This is a genomic window from Brasilonema sennae CENA114 (assembly GCF_006968745.1).
GTDB classification, from domain to species: Bacteria; Cyanobacteriota; Cyanobacteriia; order Cyanobacteriales; family Nostocaceae; genus Brasilonema; species Brasilonema sennae.
The window spans coordinates 3,804,765-3,821,734 of the sequence record NZ_CP030118.1 but is presented as its reverse complement, the minus strand read 5'-3'; the positions used below and the strand labels follow the sequence as shown (position 1 = coordinate 3,821,734).

Annotated in this window: 17 protein-coding genes and 1 pseudogene; 6 read left to right on the top strand and 12 right to left on the bottom strand. The window is 45.4% G+C overall.

Annotated elements, in window-relative coordinates; all coding sequences use genetic code 11:
• Positions 1 to 192: 192 nt before the first annotated feature.
• The 7 genes from DP114_RS16240 to DP114_RS16210 all read right to left on the bottom strand — a co-directional run bounded on the left by DP114_RS16240 (position 193) and on the right by DP114_RS16210 (position 7,845).
• A complete protein-coding gene (locus tag DP114_RS16240) occupies positions 193 to 1,356 on the bottom strand; it encodes an XdhC family protein (protein ID WP_169265600.1) in 1,164 nt (387 codons plus the stop codon).
• A 101-nt stretch (positions 1,357 to 1,457) separates the two neighbouring features.
• Positions 1,458 to 1,646 carry a molybdopterin-dependent oxidoreductase gene (locus DP114_RS16235; protein WP_169265601.1) on the bottom strand — a complete coding sequence of 63 codons (189 nt, stop codon included), beginning with the start codon at positions 1,644 to 1,646 and terminating at the stop codon, positions 1,458 to 1,460.
• Between the two features lie 76 nt (positions 1,647 to 1,722).
• Positions 1,723 to 2,646 carry a cation diffusion facilitator family transporter gene (locus tag DP114_RS16230; RefSeq protein WP_169265602.1) on the bottom strand — a complete coding sequence of 308 codons (924 nt, stop codon included), beginning with the start codon at positions 2,644 to 2,646 and terminating at the stop codon, positions 1,723 to 1,725.
• Between the two features lie 208 nt (positions 2,647 to 2,854).
• A complete protein-coding gene (locus tag DP114_RS16225) occupies positions 2,855 to 5,068 on the bottom strand; it encodes a xanthine dehydrogenase family protein molybdopterin-binding subunit (RefSeq protein WP_171976580.1) in 2,214 nt (737 codons plus the stop codon).
• Entirely contained in the window at positions 5,065 to 6,048 is a 984-nt protein-coding gene (locus DP114_RS16220; protein WP_171976579.1) for an FAD binding domain-containing protein, read from the bottom strand. Before DP114_RS16220 ends, DP114_RS16225 begins: the two co-directional genes overlap by 4 nt.
• On the bottom strand, positions 6,035 to 6,661 hold the full coding sequence (locus DP114_RS16215; RefSeq protein ID WP_169265605.1) for a (2Fe-2S)-binding protein: 627 nt from the start codon (positions 6,659 to 6,661) through the stop codon (positions 6,035 to 6,037). Before DP114_RS16215 ends, DP114_RS16220 begins: the two co-directional genes overlap by 14 nt.
• Before the next feature lie 164 nt (positions 6,662 to 6,825).
• Entirely contained in the window at positions 6,826 to 7,845 is a 1,020-nt protein-coding gene (locus DP114_RS16210) for an NADP-dependent oxidoreductase (protein ID WP_171976578.1), read from the bottom strand.
• A gap of 398 nt (positions 7,846 to 8,243) precedes the next feature.
• Between DP114_RS16210 and DP114_RS16205 the strand changes: the two genes are divergently transcribed.
• Positions 8,244 to 9,752, top strand: a complete 1,509-nt coding sequence (locus DP114_RS16205; protein ID WP_171976577.1) for a UbiD family decarboxylase — start codon at positions 8,244 to 8,246, stop codon at positions 9,750 to 9,752.
• A 218-nt stretch (positions 9,753 to 9,970) separates the two neighbouring features.
• Here the strand turns inward: DP114_RS16205 and DP114_RS16200 are convergent, their stop codons facing one another.
• From DP114_RS16200 to DP114_RS16185, 4 genes are all read right to left on the bottom strand, one after another.
• Positions 9,971 to 10,168, bottom strand: a complete 198-nt coding sequence (locus DP114_RS16200) for a DUF2811 domain-containing protein (protein ID WP_169265608.1) — start codon at positions 10,166 to 10,168, stop codon at positions 9,971 to 9,973.
• A 24-nt stretch (positions 10,169 to 10,192) separates the two neighbouring features.
• Positions 10,193 to 10,405, bottom strand: a complete 213-nt coding sequence (locus tag DP114_RS16195) for a hypothetical protein (protein ID WP_169265609.1) — start codon at positions 10,403 to 10,405, stop codon at positions 10,193 to 10,195.
• 635 nt (positions 10,406 to 11,040) lie between these two features.
• Complete coding sequence (gene hisIE / locus DP114_RS16190) at positions 11,041 to 11,691, bottom strand: bifunctional phosphoribosyl-AMP cyclohydrolase/phosphoribosyl-ATP diphosphatase HisIE (protein ID WP_171976576.1); 651 nt, start codon at positions 11,689 to 11,691, stop codon at positions 11,041 to 11,043.
• Between the two features lie 103 nt (positions 11,692 to 11,794).
• On the bottom strand, positions 11,795 to 11,980 hold the full coding sequence (locus DP114_RS16185; RefSeq protein WP_169265611.1) for a ChaB family protein: 186 nt from the start codon (positions 11,978 to 11,980) through the stop codon (positions 11,795 to 11,797).
• Positions 11,981 to 12,097: 117 nt separating this feature from the next.
• Between DP114_RS16185 and hemL the strand changes: the two genes are divergently transcribed.
• Positions 12,098 to 13,396 carry a glutamate-1-semialdehyde 2,1-aminomutase gene (gene hemL, locus DP114_RS16180; protein ID WP_169265612.1) on the top strand — a complete coding sequence of 433 codons (1,299 nt, stop codon included), beginning with the start codon at positions 12,098 to 12,100 and terminating at the stop codon, positions 13,394 to 13,396.
• An 84-nt stretch (positions 13,397 to 13,480) separates the two neighbouring features.
• On the opposite strand, the gene DP114_RS16175 is transcribed toward hemL, so the two are convergent.
• Positions 13,481 to 13,624, bottom strand: coding sequence for a metallothionein (locus DP114_RS16175; RefSeq protein ID WP_465251449.1), 144 nt, complete (start codon positions 13,622 to 13,624; stop codon positions 13,481 to 13,483).
• Between the two features lie 781 nt (positions 13,625 to 14,405).
• On the opposite strand from DP114_RS16175, the pseudogene DP114_RS16170 reads away from it, so the two are divergent.
• The 4 genes and pseudogenes from DP114_RS16170 to DP114_RS16155 all read left to right on the top strand — a co-directional run.
• Positions 14,406 to 14,691, top strand: a pseudogene (locus tag DP114_RS16170) (SulP family inorganic anion transporter); the annotation flags it as partial.
• Positions 14,692 to 14,826: 135 nt separating this feature from the next.
• Positions 14,827 to 15,162 carry a cation:proton antiporter subunit C gene (locus tag DP114_RS16165; RefSeq protein WP_169265614.1) on the top strand — a complete coding sequence of 112 codons (336 nt, stop codon included), beginning with the start codon at positions 14,827 to 14,829 and terminating at the stop codon, positions 15,160 to 15,162.
• Positions 15,159 to 16,586, top strand: a complete 1,428-nt coding sequence (locus DP114_RS16160) for a cation:proton antiporter (RefSeq protein ID WP_171976575.1) — start codon at positions 15,159 to 15,161, stop codon at positions 16,584 to 16,586. The genes DP114_RS16165 and DP114_RS16160 overlap by 4 nt, the downstream gene beginning before the upstream one ends.
• Positions 16,583 to 16,969 carry a Na+/H+ antiporter subunit E gene (locus DP114_RS16155; protein WP_169265616.1) on the top strand — a complete coding sequence of 129 codons (387 nt, stop codon included), beginning with the start codon at positions 16,583 to 16,585 and terminating at the stop codon, positions 16,967 to 16,969. The genes DP114_RS16160 and DP114_RS16155 overlap by 4 nt, the downstream gene beginning before the upstream one ends.
• The last annotated feature ends 1 nt before the right edge of the window (position 16,970 follow it).

Below are 16,970 nucleotides of genomic sequence, written 5' to 3'. Positions count from 1 at the left end.
AATAAATTTCTTGGCTCAAAGTCCAAGTCCGTTAAAACGGACTAAAATAACTTACGCAGTCCGTTTTAACGGACGCGTGTTTATGAGCCACGAACTTGAGTTATGGGCGTACTCAGTCCGAGGTGCAAGATCTGAGTTAAGGGAGAAAGGGAAAGGAAAAATATAAAACCTTTAACCTTTAACCTTTGACCTTTACCCGACTTTTACAAGAAGTTTATTAAAGTTACTTTCATCATATTGGTGAATTGGTTGATTGCGATTTCTTAAAAAACCACCATTATGATTTTTGAGTACTGCTTGAATTTCTGCAATGATAGCGATCGCAATTTCTGCTGGTGTTTCTGCACCGATATCAATTCCTACAGGACTGTGCAATCTTTCTAATTGTTCAGTGGTACAAACTATTCCTTGTCCTTCTAAATCTTGCAGCAATTTTTCTGTACGATGCTTTGGCCCTAAAACGCCAATGTAGCGTGCAGGAGATGGTAGCAATGTTTTCATAATTTCCAAATCATCAAGGTAATTATGTGTCATGACCACAGTCACTGTCCCAGTATCTATAAATACCTGTTTTTCTAGAATCTCTCGGCGGCTAAGAATCACCTCACAAGTCATTGGAAATCGCGCTCTAGTTGCCTCGTTAGCCCGACAATCAACTACAGTAACTTGCCAACCCAATGCTTCCGCAAACTGTGCTACGGGTACAGCGTCATAACCTGCACCAAATATCACTAAGGGTGTAGGTGGTTGGATGACTTCAATAAAAACTTCTGCACTGCCAAAAGGTAACTGATAGTTGTTCACGCTGGACTTTTGATTGACAAGCGCTGCTTGGGCATCTGCAATTAAAGATTGAGTTAAATTTGCATCTTCAATGTCGGTGATAATTTTACTGTTTGGATACAGCAGTAAGCGTGAGCCTAGTTTTAGATCAACTGCACCTTCTGAAGCAAAGACTGTCGCTATAATACCGAGATGTTTGTTATTTAGACACTCTTTTATAAAAGCGATCGCATTCGGTGTGCTTTCGTTTTCCAGACGTTCGATCAGAACTTGCACTACACCGTTGCATCCCAAACCAAAGCCCCACAGAATATCCTCAGAGGCGGTGTTATCGTAAGTAACAACAATCGGTTTGCCGTCTGCCATGCGTTGGCGGGTATACTCGAACACATCGTTTTCCAAACAACCAGCGCTAATTGTTCCCACTATCTGACCTGTACCTGTCATTAACATTTTGGCACCAGGTCGGCGGTAGGTTGAACCTTGAGTTTTAACTACAGTCGCCAGGAAACTAATATCACCACTTTTTTGACTAGACTCGAAGGCTGTTAAAATTGCTTGTAATTCGTTCATTTGTATTGCTTATTCTTTTAATACAGTAGGGTTAAGTAGATAATGTCTACCTACCTGCGCTTTTACGAATCGCTATAAGAACACTATTTCTGCGCTTTTTATCAAGGCATTAATTTGTCAAGGTAACATTCTTTCAGGTACTTGCTCGACCAGGGTTGAGCTACTTGGGGATTGATATCGGCGTGCTTAATCAAGCACAGAGTAAGTGGATCGATATTCAAGGCGATCGCTAATTCCTCCATTGCTGATTCTAACGCGAACATTCCACAAGCTTCGCCAGGGGCACGCATAAAAGTTGGCGTGTTGTATCGGACGCTATCGCCCAATTCCTTAAAGCTCAACGGCAGCAATTAATCTCTGATGCAGTTATCCTTGCATTTGCTGATTGCTCGCACGCTCCAACTCCTGATCTTCCCAGGAAACTCGATCTTCTAAAGGTTCCAAGTGAGTTGTAATGTGGGTTAAAGGCAACACCCGAAGAATAGCAAGCTCAATAGCCTCGCACAAATCATGTCCTTGTTGCACTGTCCAAGATCCAGGCACAAGAACATGGAAGGAGACAAAGCTGCGGTTTCCAGCGGTGCGGGTTCGCAAGGCATGGAACTGGATGTGCTGGCGTTTGTACTCGTTAAGGATGCTTTCAATTGCGTCAATTTCTTCTTTAGGTAAAGCTGCATCCAGTAATGCGCTACTGGTTTCGCGTAGCAAACGAAATCCTGTCCACGTAATATTTGCTGCTACTATCAGTGCGACGATTGAATCAAGCACGAAAGCGCCTGTTACCTTGACGAGGAAGATTCCAACTACCACACCACCCGAAGTCACCACATCGGTAAATAAATGGTGAGCATCAGCTCTGAGTGTAATGGAACGCAAGCGTCGCCCTGCCCGTAGCAAGACAAAGGCAACAACGCCGTTGATTGCGGTTGCAAATAGAGAGAGTGCCAAGCCCAAGCCCAGCTGTGTTAACGGTTCTGGATGCAACAAGCGTCCCCAAGCTTCAACAGCAATGCTGATGGCAGCTACTACAATCAACGCACCTTCAGCACCACTGGAGAAGTATTCGGCTTTAGAATGCCCAAAGGCGTGTTCGGCATCGGCTGGTTTAGCAGCATAGGTCAATGCCCACAGTGCTATCAATGCTGCCACGAGATTTACAATAGACTCAATAGCATCTGAAAGCAGCCCCACTGACCCCGTTAGCAGGTAAGCGCCAAACTTCAGGGCAATGGTGACGATCGCCGCTGCAATCGACAGGAAAGCGTAGGAGCGGGCTGTTCGACTACTCATCTCGGTCACGAATGTAACTACAGTGATTGCGACCTAACAGTACCAAATTCTACTTCAGTCGTCATCAGCCCTGAGACTTCTACTGATTCTCAAAAGAAACTAAAGTATATCATTGCCGCGTATGAACTTTTTGCTCATACTGGTCATGTAGCGATCGCCGATGGTGTGATTGAGCTTTCATCGTTTGTGCGATCATCGCATTTTCTATCTACAAAAGCTTGTCTAGTGTAATTGGCAAATCCCGGATGCGCTTGCCTGTTGCATGATAAACAGCATTGGCGATCGCCGCCGCAACTCCAGTTATCCCTATTTCACCAACTCCTTTGACTCCAAGCGGGTTGATATGAGGATCGTTTTCATCAACGAACAACACCTCAATAGGCGGAACGTCTGCATTCACTGGTACATGATACTCTGCTAAATCTGCATTTACAACACGTCCCCGATTAGGATCTGTGAGTGTGTGTTCCATCAGCGCCATCCCGATCCCATAAACAATCCCACCGATGAGCTGACTGTCGGCTGTTTTGGCATTGAGTATACGTCCAACGCCAAAGGCACCAACCCAGCGCGTCACCCTAATTTCACCTGAATCAGGGTTAACTCGCACTTCGGCAAACTGTGCGCCGAAAGAATGCATGGAATACTTCTGTTTTTCCTCTCCAGGTTTGGCATCTGCACGCGCTTCAATCATTTTCATCTTATGTCGTGCCAAAATTCCTGCATAAGTTTCACTTTTGGACGATTTATTTTTTAAAAACAAACTGCCATTTTCAGCAATAACATCCTCAGCATTTGCACCATACAGCGGTGATGCTTGATCGGCTAGTGCTAGTTGCAAAAGCTTACTGCGAGCTTCATTTCCCGCCAAATGCACCGCCGTTCCTACACTAGCAGCTGTTTGTGAGCCACCAGAAACGGGAGTTTCTGGCATATTCGTATCGCCCAGTTCAAAGCGGATTTTCTCAACTGGTAAACCAAGTGCTTGCGCCGCCACTTGAGTCATGACGGTATAGGTTCCCGTGCCAATATCCTGTGAACCACTGCGGACAAGGGCTGTACCGTCTGCCATAATTTGGGTGATCGCCGATGCTGGAGAACGATTCGTGGGATATGTCGCCGTTGCCATTCCCCAACCAATCAAATAATTACCGTCTCGCATCGAACGGGGCTTGGGATTACGCTTTTGCCAACCAAACCGTTGTGCACCTACTTTATAACATTCTCTCAGTGATTTGCTTGACCAAGGTAATTTGTTGCTAGGATCAACCTCAGCATAGTTACGCAAACGCAATTCTATTGGATCAATGTTAAGTTTGTAAGCCAGTTCGTCTATTGCCGATTCTAAGGCGAACGAGCCTGAAGCTTCGCCAGGGGCACGCATGTAGGTTGGTGTTCCCTGATCAAGCTGAACTAGACGGTGGCTGGTTTCGATATTTGGGCAAGCATAGAGCATGCCTGCGCTTTTACCAACCGGTTCGATAAATTCATCGAAGGTTGAAGTTTGCGACGTTCCACTATGTCGCAGTGCGGTTAATTTTCCGTCACGGGTTGCGCCCAAAGAAACCTGTTGAATTGTCTCTGGTCGAAAGCCAACAGGACCATACATCTGTATCCGTCCCAGCACCAGCTTGACTGGGCGATTCACCTGGCGTGCCGCCATTGCTGCTAGAGGTACGTGCGACCAAGCCGATCCTTTGCAACCGAAACCACCGCCGACATAGTAAGACATCAGGCGGATATTTGCTGGCTCAATTCCCAATGCTCCGGCAATTTTTTGTTGAGCCGAAAAGATTCCCTGAGTCGCATCATATACTAACAATTGATTGCCTTGCCAAACTGCGGTTGTGGCATGAGGTTCCATCGGATTGTGATTTTCCACCGGGGTGGTATAAGTTTCCTCAACGCGGACAGCGGCTGTCGTTAATGCTTGGGCAACATCGCCGTGAGATTTGTCAGGTGGCTCGTTTCTAGGAATTTTCCCTCCAGGTACATATGCCTTGTCGAGGTTATCCTTCATATGTATGGTCGGTTTTTCTTCCTGATAGCGGACTTTTACGAGTGAGGCGGCGTGCATTGCTCGTTCAAAAGTATCTGCAACCACGATACCAATATGCTGACCACTATAAAGCACAATGTTATCTTGCAGCAGTTGCAACTTGCGACCACCACCCTTTTCGCCTGAAGCTTTCGGCGCGTTGAGGTGGGTAATCACTGCTAGCACACCTGGTACTTGCTCCGCAGCCTTTGTATCAATTTGGGTAATTTTACCTTTGGCGATCGTGCTTTGAATTGTCACCCCATAAGTCATTTTTGCTACCGGAAACTCAGCCGCATAGCGTGCGCCGCCAGTCACCTTGAGATGTCCATCGACTCGGTTAACCGGTTTGCCGATAACTCCATTTTTATCCCCAGTATTCACGCCATCCCTCCCACCGTGAAGAGCGCCCGAACAATTGTACGTTTAGTCAGTTCTACTTTAAAGCCGTTGTATTTTTGCGGTTTAGATCCAGCGACAGCTGCATTCGCCGCCGCTTGAAACGTTGCCTCGTTTGCTGGCTTGTTGACGAGCAATTTTTCCGCAGCGTAGGCACGCCAGGGCTTTGTTCCTACCCCACCGAGGGCAATGCGTGCTGAACGAATGATCCCATTTTGAATATCTAATGCAGTTGCAACCGATGCCATTGCAAAGGCGTAGGAAGCGCGATCGCGGACTTTCAAATAGTGCGATCGCCTCGCAAACGGTGAACCAGGCAAATCAACGGCAACAATTAACTCTCCGTGTTGCAGAACTGTCTCCCGTTCTGGTGTCTCGCCCGGTAAGAGGTGAAAATCAACCAGCGGAACACTGCGCTCTCCCTTTGAACCTCGTATCTGTACAACGGCATCAAGTGCTACCATTGCTACAGCCATATCAGAAGGATGAGTGGCAATACAGCGATCGCTGCCGCCGAGAATCGCGTGAATCCGATTATGGCCCTCAATTGCGGGACAGCCAGAACCGGGAACACGCTTATTACAGGGAAACGCAGTATCGCGGAAGTAGTAGCAACGAGTACGTTGTAGCAAATTTCCGCCCACCGATGCCATGTTCCGCAGTTGCGGCGAAGCCCCAGACAGCAACGCTTCTGACAGCACAGGGTAACGCTCGCGAATCATTGCATCATAAGCAACGTCGCTATTACGTGCCATTGCTCCAATTCGTACACCGTTGTTGTGCATTTCTATCTTGCTTAGGGGGAGTGGGTTAATGTCAACCAACTGTTGTGGTGTCTGGACATTCAGCTTCATCAAATCGATTAGGCTAGTTCCCCCTGCCAGGTATGCGGCTTGCTCCTGTGGACTAACCAATGCTACAGCATTGTCCGCTCCTCCTGCTTTCTTATAGCTAAACGGCTGCATCCTTTTTTCCCTCTAATACATCGCGCACAGCATTCACGATATTTGGATAAGCACCGCAACGGCAGATATTGCCACTCATCAGTTCCCGAATATCAGCATCAGATTTAGCGTGTTTTTCGTTCACCAAACCCACCGCCGAACAAATCTGTCCCGGTGTGCAGTAGCCGCACTGAAACGCATCGCGAGCAATAAACGCAGCTTGCATGGGATGTAGATTTTCTCCTTGTGCCAGTCCTTCGATAGTTGTGATTTTTGCGTCAGTGTGCATAATAGCAAAAGTCAGGCACGAGTTAACGCGCCGCCCATCAACTAATACCGTACAAGCACCGCACTGACCGTGATCGCAGCCCTTTTTCGACCCAGTCAGATTCAGACGTTCACGCAGCACATCAAGTAGTGTTACACGAGGTTCGATTTTTAGCGCGTGTTCTGTTCCATTTACACGCAGTTTGATGTCAACAAAACTACTCGGATCAGGGGATATCGCTGATGGAGGACGAGACTGAGGCTTTGATTGAGCCAGGGTCTTCGCTTTGAGACTCTCCACCATAGTTCCAAATGTGGTTGCGATCGCAAACTGACCAAACAATCGGCGTTTTAACCTCAGCCTCATATCTACATCTTTAAAGTTGTAACTGTAGCTCGAATGCTAGAAAAAATATCATAGTAAAATATCTGTCTACAGGTTGAAGTTAGCCCTAGGACGGAGTAAGCGTCTATTCATTCAGCTTACTCAAAGGCTTCTAAAATTGCTTGTAACTCGTTGATTAGGTATGCTTATTGTGTGGGGTCGTTATTGACCTTGACAATCAGTTTGCCAAAGTTTTTCCCCTGTAGTAAACCGATGAAGGCGTGAGAGGCGTTTTCCAGACCCTCTACAATGTCTTCTTTATACTTGAGCTTACCTTCGCGCAACCACTGAGAAACATCGTTTAAGAACTCTGTTTGACGGTGTTGGTAATCTAAAACAAGAAAACCTTTGATTAAAGCACGTTTAATCAACAAGGGCATCAAATTAGGACCAGGGGGAGGATTTTCTGCGTTATATTGTGAAATTAAACCAACTAATGGTATTCTTGCCCCAAGATTAATCTGCTGCAACACAGCTTCTAAAATTGCACCAGCCGTATTGTCAAAGTAAATATCAATACCATTAGGGCAAGCATCTTTTAGTGCTGAACTCAGTTCTTGAGTTTTGCGGTTTATGCAGGCATCAAAACCCAATTCTTTCACCGCATAATCGCATTTCGCGTCACTCCCAGCCACCCCTACAGCCCGACAGCCTTTTATTTTGGCAATTTGACCAACTATAGAACCGACTGCACCAGAAGCAGCAGAAACAACAACCGTTTCACCAGCTTTGGGTTGCCCAACATCAAGCAGAGCAAAATATGCGGTCATTCCGGGCATCCCCGTTATGCCCAACGCATAAGAGATCGGCGCTTGATTTGGGTCAAGCTTACGTAAAGTTTCCCCTTTCGATACGGCATAGGCTTGCCAGCCGTCATAACCCAGCACAAAATCTCCAGTTGAGAATTGGGGATGGTTAGATTTGATCACTTGGCTAACTGTGCCACCGACCATCACGGATGCCAACTCCACCGGGGCAACATAAGATTCGCGATCGCTCATTCGACCGCGCATATAGGGATCGAGGGACAGGTAGATCGTACGGTTAAGAACTTCGCCTTCCCCTGGTTCTGGTATTGGGTTTTCCACCAGGGCGAAATCACTCTCTTTTGGTTCTCCAACTGGGCGGGTTTTAAGTAAAATTTGTTGGTTAGTTGAACTAGTCATTCGTTCTTCGGAGCCTGTTTGCTTGATTTTCTTCTCTTGATAGCACAACCTGCCGCCAGTTCTTCTTCAATCTTTGCATCAATTGTTGATTTGGAAATAGCCTGGGGCGATAAGCGGGAGGACTTCGGCCTGAGCGCTCAGTCGTTAGCGCAGCGTGCGCTTTGCCCATACGCTTGACGCTACGCGTATCGACATTATTGCTACCTAATATCTGGACTTTAAAGGTACTGATCTGGGTGATAATCAAGAAGCAAGCATGAAAATTTTTACTGCTACTTTTCCTTTTTAAAGTTCAAGCAAGCAGAAGTATTGTAGAGTTATTACTCCAACTTGCCCTCTCTGTCATAAATAATATAAGAGAACGCTTCACACTTCTTAAATATTTATTTTTTGGAACAATGGCAAGAGATTTACGGGGATTTATCAAACTTCTGGAAGAAAGAGGACAATTACGGCGAATTTCCGCCCTGGTTGACTCAGATTTAGAAATTGCTGAAATTTCTAACCGAATGCTGCAAAAAGGTGGCCCCGGACTCCTATTTGAAAATGTCAAAGGCGCTTCTTTCCCTGTGGCGGTAAATTTGCTGGGTACAGTGGAACGGATATGCTGGGCAATGAATATGCAGCATCCACAGGAGTTGGAAGAATTAGGGAAAAAGTTGGCAATGCTGCAACAACCAAAACCACCCAAGAAGATTTCTCAGGCGGTGGAGTTTGGTAAAGTGCTGTTCGATGTGCTGAAGGCGAAACCGGGACGAGATTTTTTCCCTGCTTGTCAGCAAGTGGTGATTCAAGGTGATGAGTTGGATTTTGAAAAGTTGCCTTTGATACGCCCTTATCCTGGTGATGCAGGCAAGATTATTACGCTGGGACTTGTAATTACCAGGGACTGTGAAACAGGGACACCAAATGTGGGTGTGTATCGCCTGCAATTACAATCAAAAAATACGATGACTGTTCATTGGTTATCGGTGCGGGGTGGGGCAAGACATTTACGCAAAGCGGCAGAACGTGGGAAAAAATTAGAGGTGGCGATCGCCCTCGGTGTAGATCCCCTGATTATCATGGCAGCTGCCACACCAATACCTGTAGATTTATCAGAATGGTTATTTGCTGGACTTTACGGCGGTTCTGGCGTACAGTTAGCAAAGTGTAAAACAGTAGATTTAGAAGTCCCAGCAGATTCAGAATTTGTTCTCGAAGGAACAATTACACCAGGGGAGATTTTGCCAGATGGTCCTTTTGGGGACCACATGGGTTATTATGGCGGCGTGGAAGATTCCCCTCTGATTCGCTTCCAATGTATGACGCATCGCAAAGACCCGATTTATTTAACCACATTTAGCGGACGTCCACCGAAAGAAGAAGCGATGATGGCGATCGCACTCAACCGCATCTACACCCCGATTTTGCGACAACAAGTTTCAGAAATTGTCGATTTCTTCTTACCAATGGAAGCTTTGAGTTACAAAGCGGCGATTATATCTATAGATAAATCATATCCAGGACAAGCGCGACGCGCAGCTCTTGCTTTTTGGAGTGCTTTGCCACAGTTCACCTACACTAAGTTTGTGATTGTCGTAGATAAAGATATTAATATCAGAGATCCGCGTCAGGTGGTGTGGGCAATTAGTTCCAAAGTTGACCCCACACGAGATGTGTTTATTTTGCCCAACACCCCATTTGATAGTTTGGATTTTGCCAGCGAGAAGATTGGTTTAGGAGGAAGAATGGGAATTGATGCAACAACCAAGATTCCCCCGGAAATCGAACATGAATGGGGTGCGCCTTTAGAGTCAGATCCAGAAGTGGCAGCAATGGTTGAGAGGCGTTGGGCGGAGTATGGTTTAGGTGATTTGCAGTTGGGAGAAGTCGATCCGAATTTGTTTGGTTACGACGTCAGGTAGTGCCTGCCTTACATCCCCACCCTGTGGAAGGATGGGGAATTACCGCAAAAGGTTAAAGCTTTGGTTTTCTACTACAAACTAAGCCTTTATTAGCAGTTGTCGGACTCAAAAAAAGGCGTTGTTTCCTTGTAAACAGTGTGCCAGATATCACAAAACAATTCATGGTTCATCAATTGCAAGTCTTACTGAAAGCCCTGATGCAGAGAATAAATTTCTACTTAGCACTGATGAAATAAAGTTTCCAGATAAACCCGTGCAGCACGGCGATCGCTATCTCCATTTTGAAGTAAAAACAAGGACAGTGCTGCTGTCAACACACGGTTTTGATCCCAGTCTGGATGTGTTTCCAAGTAGTTTTTCAGCGATTCATCAAGTGTTTCAGGGATTTCTGTAAATATGCTAACTCTTGGATTCATAAGATTCGTCTCCTTTAAAGTTCTCTAATAGAGGTAACTTGCTTCTAGTAAGCCATAGTGCATTTTCTTGACAAAACGGGGGACTTCCTTGACAGTTTGGCGGGTTCTAATACGAAGATTATTGCGATTATTCTCAATCAATCGCCAAACTGGGCAAAGTTTACTCGTTAGACAAGTAGATTTTTTAATGGTTGTCCAGTTTTGTCGAGACTTTGCCCAACCCTGACCTTGTCCCATAATCTTTAGCAAAAGTTTAGGTAGATTTACACAGCAGTTTAACGGACTAAAAAAGCAAGTCGCATCATTTTGCGTTAAAAGGGGGTGGGTTTGTCAATGCTGCCAAATGTTACGCAGAAATTTTTCAGAAATAAATCTTTACGAAAAAACCAGGTTTGCCACTACTTTTCTTTACAGAATTTAATATTAACTCAGTAGTATTAGATGCTCACTTGCAACACAAAGAAATCCACAGTAAAAAACTAAAAGCTTGTTACATAACTAATCAACTGTGGAAAAGTCCGCAAGTAGCTGTGGAAAGTCTGTGGAATCAGTGAGGAAAATTCTACTCAATGATAAGAATTACAAAAAATCTGAATTTGAACTGTAATACAGAGGATGAAACGAAAAATCAATTTTAAAGATGTCAAATTAGTACATTTCTAGCGATTTTATGGCTAAGCGACAGGCTTTGTGTTACCAAAAGCTCAAGGTTTTTGGCAATTACTCATGATATATTTTCTGCTCAACTAACTGTACTAGAGAGCGCGCCTTGAGTAAAACCTAGTTTTTTCCCCCTGCAACAGACCGCCAACCCCCTTGCTATCGGTTTTGTTTCAAGCTTAAAGTTAAGCGCGTTAGAGGGGTTGTAGAAATCATTTCCGGCGCTGTTGCAACTTCTGATAAACTGCCTTCAAATCAACTTTATGATGAGCTAATGCCACAAGAGTGTGGTACAGTAAATCAGCAACTTCAGAAGCAATACCATCTGGGTCATCATCCTTAAAAGCCATGACCACCTCAGCAGATTCCTCACCAATTTTCTTCAAAATCTTGTTATCGCCCCCTGCAAGTAACTTACAGGTGTAAGAGTCTTGTTGTGGATTATCGCGGCGCTCGCAAATCACAGCAAACAATTGCGACAATGTATCTCCGGGTGCCGGCACAATACTTCCATCCACTTTGTGAAAACAACTGCGCTCACCCGTGTGGCAGGCTATATCTCCTATCTGCTCTACCCCCAGCAAAATCGCATCACTATCGCAGTCGTAACGCATAGTTTTCACTTTCTGGATATGCCCTGAAGTTGCTCCCTTGTGCCATAACTCCTGCCGGGAACGACTCCAAAACCAAGTTTCACCTGTTTCCAAAGTCTTTTGTAGCGACTGTTGATTCATCCAGGCCATCATCAAGATAGTGCCATCCAGATAATCTTGGACAATTGCTGGCACTAAACCCTTTTCATCGTAACGAATTCTTTCAACCGGGATGGTGTCGTGTGTTAAATGCAAATCGGAAGAAAACATACCAGTCGCTTCGTTTTTTCAGAAATAGTTCATGGGTTCACGATACCATTCTAGAGATTGGATCTGGTATGTATTTTCTAACTCATTACCGAACTTCCAGCTTTTAAACAAAGTTTTTATACATCGCCGATTGCATTTTAACTGCACTCAACGCTACTTGGTGAGCTTTTGGTGCCTCACCGTACCAATGAATGGCCGAGTTAAAAGCAGCTCGGTACAAATCTTGGTATGCTTCCGAAAAACGAGTGCGGATGTCTAAAGGCAAGTCTTGGTTGGACTTGTATAACATATTGTTACTTTCTAGGTTCAGCTATTTAACTAGGTATTTTACTAGGATATGAATTTCAGACGACATTTACTCCTATCCTAGGATAGAGCTTTTTATTAACCACTCTAGGAGATTATCTTGGTAAATACAACTATTAAAACTACAAAATCACAAGAAATCTTTGCTGCTGCCCAAAATCTTATGCCAGGGGGAGTCAGTTCTCCCGTCCGAGCTTTCAAATCCGTGGGCGGACAACCGATTGTTTTTGATCGAGTTAATGGCGCATACATTTGGGATGTGGATGGTAACCAGTACATTGACTATGTGGGAACCTGGGGACCAGCTATTTGCGGTCATGCCCATCCTGAAGTGATTGCAGCACTGCATCAAGCCTTGGAAAAAGGAACGAGCTTTGGTGCGCCCAGCTTGCTAGAAAATGTACTAGCAGAAATGGTCATCGATGCCGTTCCTAGTATCGAAATGGTAAGATTTGTTAACTCCGGCACAGAAGCTTGTATGGCAGTGCTGCGTTTAATGCGGGCTTTCACAGGACGCGATAAACTCATTAAGTTCGAGGGCTGTTACCACGGTCACGCCGATATGTTCTTAGTAAAGGCTGGCTCTGGTGTCGCCACACTTGGTTTACCAGATTCTCCTGGCGTACCCAAATCGGCTACCAGCAATACCCTAAATGCTCCTTTCAATGACCTAGAAGCTGTCAAAGCCCTGTTTGAGGAAAACCGCGACCAAATTGCTGGTGTGATTCTAGAGCCAATCGTTGGCAATGCTGGGTTTATTCCCCCTGATGCGGGTTTCCTAGAAGGTCTACGAGAACTGACCCAAGAACATGGGGCATTGTTAGTGTTTGATGAGGTTATGACGGGTTTCCGAATTGCTTACGGCGGCGTACAGGAGAAGTTTGGCGTCACCCCTGATTTAACAACTTTAGGCAAAGTTATCGGCGGTGGTTTGCCAGTAGGAGCTTACGGCGGTCGTCGCGATATTATGTCAATGGTTGCTCCGAATGGTCCTGTGTATCAAGCTGGGACTCTTTCTGGTAACCCCTTAGCAATGACTGCTGGAATTAAAACACTCGAATTGCTGCAAAAACCAGGTACATACGATTATTTGGACAGTATTACGAAAAAGTTAGCCGATGGCTTGCTGCAAGTTGCCAAAGAAACAGGTCACCCAGCTTGTGGAGGTCAAATCAGTGGGATGTTTGGTCTATTCTTCACCAATGGACCAGTCCATAACTACGAGGACGCCAAAAAGTCTGATACAAGTAAATTCGGACGCTTCCACCGTGGAATGTTAGAACGAGGGATTTATCTGGCACCATCTCAATTTGAGGCAGGGTTTACTTCTATTGCCCATACCGAAGAAGATATTGAGCAGACTCTAAAAGTAGCACGAGATGTGATGTCAAACCTATAAATTGAATACTCAGCACTGAGGAGAAAAAATTGGGGACTAGGAATTGTCTTTCCTAGTCCCCAATCCTTAATTCTTAGTACTTTTTTAACAACCGCAGCCGCCATGACCGCAGCCTTTCATAGTCTTATGCCCTTCTGCACACGCTTCTGAGCAGTAGTATTGATCATCTTTTTTAACCGCATTCTCTAGTGAAACAATACACAGGCAAGGTTCACAAGCGCATTTCATCTGGGTTACGGTAGTCATAATTTTCTCCTAACTCGTTGTAAGTTGAATAATAGAACAGATGAATATATATTCAGGCTTTTTGATATTAAAACTTAACAAAATCCCTTTGGGTGGTCAAAAGGTTGCAACGATGGGATATACCGGAAAGCTTCCAGGAGCGGTTTTATACAAACAGGACTTACGCAAGGAAAACGTAGTTGTGTCATTGCGACGTAAGGAAGCAATCTCACAATTTTGTTTTTTCGTAACTCGTGTGTAATATCAAGTCCGGATAATTAGTTGTCATTGCGAGCGTAATGAAATGAAGTGTATGCGCAAAGCGCACGCCCAGAGGGCTTTAGACGTAAGGCGTGCGGTAGGCATACAAAGCAGCGCCCAAGGGGACACGCTGCGCGTTCGCTCTTAGCGTGCGCTTTGCGCTTACGCTCCATTCGCAATGACGAATTATAAGTAATTGAGCGAAAATAGTATACTTTGTAACACTAAAGACTTTTAAGCATTTTGTCTTGGACGTGGATTAATGGTCCATGATTGGATATCTAAGAAGAGGAGAGGTTTGAGCTTCACTTACTTGTCTAAAAAATAAATATAATATTTGGCATTTTTGTCAACTAACAAAAGAGGAATCAATAATATACAAGCATAAGTAATGCTTTGGGATATCATCGACAATTCAAAATCTCCAAATACTCCCCTTTGTCTAGCTTCCTATGGTACATTTACTTATAAGTTTAAAGCGCATTTTTTGATTCAGGCATAGACTCATTTCAATAGTAACCATATGTCAAATCCTGCTAGGTGTAATACCACGCAGACCATAAACCGTATCCACCTTGGGAACCTGCGTGGTGATGTGTTTGGTGATCTAACTGCTGTAATTGTTTCCCTTCCTCTAGCACTGGTCTTTAGTCTTGCTTGTGGTGCTGAACCTGTGGCTGGACTTTATGGTGCAGTCTATGTTGGTTTTTTTGCTGCCTTTTTTTGAGGCATGCTAACGTCTGATTTCTGAGTTGACGAGACCGAAAACCGTAGTGATGACTAGGACCGTGATCAGTCTAACGGTGGCAGGGTATAGGTAAAGTGTATGTAAAAAGCAGCCTTTTATCTGTCCTCAATGCCTCAGAATAATAAAACTATTAATCATAAATAGTCTTTTTTCTGAACAGTAATTACGACTAACCCTTACCCAACAGGCAATTCCCGTGTTAGAAGCATGTGTATTAGCAACAATATTGTGTGGTTTTTTCGGGATCATCTTAAAAAAGAACCTGGTCATGAAAATCGTCTCTATGGATGTCATGAGCACAGGGGTTATCGCCTATTACGTGGTGATTGCATCGCGAGAGGGCTTGTTCACACCAATTATTTCAAGTGTCAAGAATGTGGCTTACGCCGATCCGGTTCCCCAGGCGGTCATATTGACAGGGATTGTGATCGGCTTTTCGATTCAGTCCTTAATGCTGGTTGGTGTTATGAAGCTGGCACGGGATAATCCGACATTGGAAAGCAACGAGATCGAGAAGAACAATATGCCATGAGTACCATTACGATCGCCTGGATTGCACTACCATTTTTTGTGGGGTTCACCATTTATCTGCTCCCCAAGCTTGACCGATATCTCGCACTCTTGCTGACTCTGATTTCGGCTGCATATGCGTTGCAGCTATTTGTCGAGCCATTGCCACTGACACTACAGTTACTGGATAATTTCGGTGTCACATTATTGGTCGATCAGTTAAGCGGCTACTTTATCTTGACCAATGCGCTGGTAACGGCTGCGGTCATCCTCTACTGTTGGCACAGCGGTAAGACGGCTTATTTCTATGCCCAGACCATCATATTGCATGGCAGCGTCAATGCCGCGTTCGTCTGTTCCGACTTTGTGAGTTTATACGTGGCGTTAGAAGTCAGCGGTATTGCTGCCTTTCTCCTGATTACCCATTCCCGATCCGACCGATCAATTTGGGTTGGTTTGCGCTATCTGTTTGTCAGCAACGTGGGAATGCTTTTTTATCTGGTGGGCGCAGTGCTGGTCTATCAGGCACATCATTCGTTTAGTTTTTCAGGTTTAGGTGTGGCACCTCCAGAAGCGCTTGCCCTGATCTTTTTGGGACTATTGACAAAAGGGGGGGTCTTTGTATCGGGATTGTGGTTACCGTTGACTCACTCCGAATCGGAGACGCCAGTGTCGGCATTGCTGTCGGGAATTGTGGTCAAAGCCGGTGTCTATCCGTTGGTGCGTTGTGCTCTGATTGTCGATCAGCTTGATCCGATCATTAGAATCTTCGGAGTTGGAACCGCACTTCTGGGAGTGTTCTATGCAGTCTTTGAAAAGGATACCAAGCGAATGCTAGCGTTGAGCACGATTTCGCAGTTAGGCTGGATTCTCGCCGCACCGGGCGTGGGAGGCTTTTATGCGCTTGCGCACGGACTGGTCAAATCGGCGCTCTTTCTGATAGCGGGTGCCTTACCGACCCGAAACCTCAATGAGCTGCAACACAAGCCGATCAATACCGCAATCTGGATTGCCCTGGTCATTACCAGCCTCTCGATTTCGGGTTTTCCCTTGTTCGTTGGCTTTGGGGCTAAGATGTTGACCCTGAAGAATCTCGTACCCGCTCAGGAGATCGTCATGAATGTTGCGGCGGTGGGAACGGCGATCGTCTATGCCAAATTTATATTTCTGCCGCTTGGGGGACAAGGGGATGTAAAGCCTGGTTTCTGGACAGCGGTGATTTTCTTGATCGGTGGGCTGATTGCGGCAAATGTTGTGTATTACGAGGCGTATACCGTTGCGAATATCGTGAAATCCCTGGCAATCATCGGCGTTGGATGGTTGGGGTATTTTTTGATTTTTCGACGCTCAGTACTTAAGCTGCCGCGTGTACTTGAGCAATTTGACCATCTGATCGGTGTGATGAGTCTAATGTTGCTCCTGCTCTTCTGGATGGTAATGGCATGATTGGATATCTGAATCTGATATTACGATTGGCTATCTGGTTTCTGCTCACCGCCAATCTGAGTGTAGCAAATATCATCATTGGCGTCAGCATCGCACTTCTATTGCCGGGACGCCCCAAAACGCCAGGAGCGTTAAAGGATTGGTTGCGGGCACTGGGTGAGGTCATCGTGGCGATTGTGCAGGCGTATGTTGAGGCATTGGAAATAATCATCCGTCCGCATAACCACGAAGATGTCGTTATGGAACGAGTCAAACCACAACGGACGCCCGGACTCATATTCCTGGATATATTCCTGATCACCTTTACGCCCAAGACTATTGTCTTGAAATACCACGAAGATGGCTGGTACGAAGTACATCGGGTGCGACGGAGGAATGACTAGA

Bases quoted from the DNA above. Each gene is read 5' to 3' on its own strand.
- DP114_RS16240 (WP_169265600.1), bottom strand. From the start codon at position 1,356: ATGAACGAATTACAAGCAATTTTAACAGCCTTCGAGTCTAGTCAAAAA.
- DP114_RS16235 (WP_169265601.1), bottom strand. From the start codon at position 1,646: ATGCGTGCCCCTGGCGAAGCTTGTGGAATGTTCGCGTTAGAATCAGCA.
- DP114_RS16230 (WP_169265602.1), bottom strand. From the start codon at position 2,646: ATGAGTAGTCGAACAGCCCGCTCCTACGCTTTCCTGTCGATTGCAGCG.
- DP114_RS16220 (WP_171976579.1), bottom strand. From the start codon at position 6,048: ATGCAGCCGTTTAGCTATAAGAAAGCAGGAGGAGCGGACAATGCTGTA.
- DP114_RS16215 (WP_169265605.1), bottom strand. From the start codon at position 6,661: ATGAGGCTGAGGTTAAAACGCCGATTGTTTGGTCAGTTTGCGATCGCA.
- DP114_RS16210 (WP_171976578.1), bottom strand. From the start codon at position 7,845: ATGACTAGTTCAACTAACCAACAAATTTTACTTAAAACCCGCCCAGTT.
- DP114_RS16205 (WP_171976577.1), top strand. From the start codon at position 8,244: ATGGCAAGAGATTTACGGGGATTTATCAAACTTCTGGAAGAAAGAGGA.
- DP114_RS16200 (WP_169265608.1), bottom strand. From the start codon at position 10,168: ATGAATCCAAGAGTTAGCATATTTACAGAAATCCCTGAAACACTTGAT.
- DP114_RS16195 (WP_169265609.1), bottom strand. From the start codon at position 10,405: ATGGGACAAGGTCAGGGTTGGGCAAAGTCTCGACAAAACTGGACAACC.
- hisIE (WP_171976576.1), bottom strand. From the start codon at position 11,691: ATGTTTTCTTCCGATTTGCATTTAACACACGACACCATCCCGGTTGAA.
- DP114_RS16185 (WP_169265611.1), bottom strand. From the start codon at position 11,980: ATGTTATACAAGTCCAACCAAGACTTGCCTTTAGACATCCGCACTCGT.
- DP114_RS16175 (WP_465251449.1), bottom strand. From the start codon at position 13,624: ATGAAATGCGCTTGTGAACCTTGCCTGTGTATTGTTTCACTAGAGAAT.
- DP114_RS16160 (WP_171976575.1), top strand. From the start codon at position 15,159: ATGAGTACCATTACGATCGCCTGGATTGCACTACCATTTTTTGTGGGG.
- DP114_RS16155 (WP_169265616.1), top strand. From the start codon at position 16,583: ATGATTGGATATCTGAATCTGATATTACGATTGGCTATCTGGTTTCTG.